2 protein-coding genes are annotated in these 801 nt (G+C 58.9%); both read right to left on the minus strand.

From position 1 onward, the window contains the following. On the minus strand, nucleotides 1–460 hold a 460-nt coding region (locus JHD77_RS32015; RefSeq protein WP_244225350.1), incomplete at its 3' end, for a condensation domain-containing protein. A 12-nt stretch (nucleotides 461–472) separates the two neighbouring features. Further along, the coding region (locus tag JHD77_RS32020) for a phosphopantetheine-binding protein (RefSeq protein ID WP_034023072.1) at nucleotides 473–801 on the minus strand (329 nt) is incomplete at its 5' end.

The raw sequence follows: 801 nt of genomic DNA on the forward strand, positions 1-801 counted from the left end.
GCAACGGACCACGTTCCAGGTCAAACGGCAACAGGACTTCGTCTTCGATCCGCAGCAACAGTGCGGACTCATCCGTCCCACTCATGGTCTCTTCGCGCAGCTCCAGAGGCAGGTCGTCATGTACGACCTGCAGTGTCTCGTCGCCTTCCTGGCGGAAGGTGGTGCGCAATACCTCATGACGCTCCACCAGTGCGGCGAAGCTACGTTTCAAGGCTTCGGTGTCGAGTTCACCATGCAGACGCAGGACCGCCGGAATGTGGTAGGCCGCGCTGCCCGGTTCCAGTTGCCAGAGGAACCATTGCCGTTGCTGGGCGTAGGACAGCTGCAACGGCTCCTCCGGAGAGCGCTTGAGTACAGGGGTTATTCCATACAGGTTCACTCCTTGACGCTTGAGCAAGGCCGCCAGGGCCTTGCGTTCTTTCTGAGAGAGTGACCTTACGGACTTAAGCAGCTCTTGCACCGGGATATCTCCTTAAGACGTCAGCGCATCTATTTCCTCCGTAGTAAGACGTTTAAGGGCCTCCAGGGATTTAGCCAATTCATCCTGGAGAGATGCACTGACGCTGCCGCGCCCTTCCAGTTGGCGAGCCAGATCAGTCAGGACAGGAAACTCGAACAGTTCCTTCAGCGCCATTTCGAGCCCGAGTTGTTCCCGAACTCGTACCAGCACCTGGGTTGCCAGCAACGAATGACCGCCCAGCTCGAAGAAGTTGTCGGTCAGCCCGACCCGCTCCAGCTTCAGTACCTCCGCCCAGATCGCCGCCAGCTGCTGCTCCAGATCCGTCTCCGGTGCGGCGTAGA

The sequence above is a fragment of the Pseudomonas sp. P20 genome (genome assembly GCF_016463925.1).
In the GTDB taxonomy this organism is placed as follows: domain Bacteria; phylum Pseudomonadota; class Gammaproteobacteria; order Pseudomonadales; family Pseudomonadaceae; genus Pseudomonas; species Pseudomonas aeruginosa.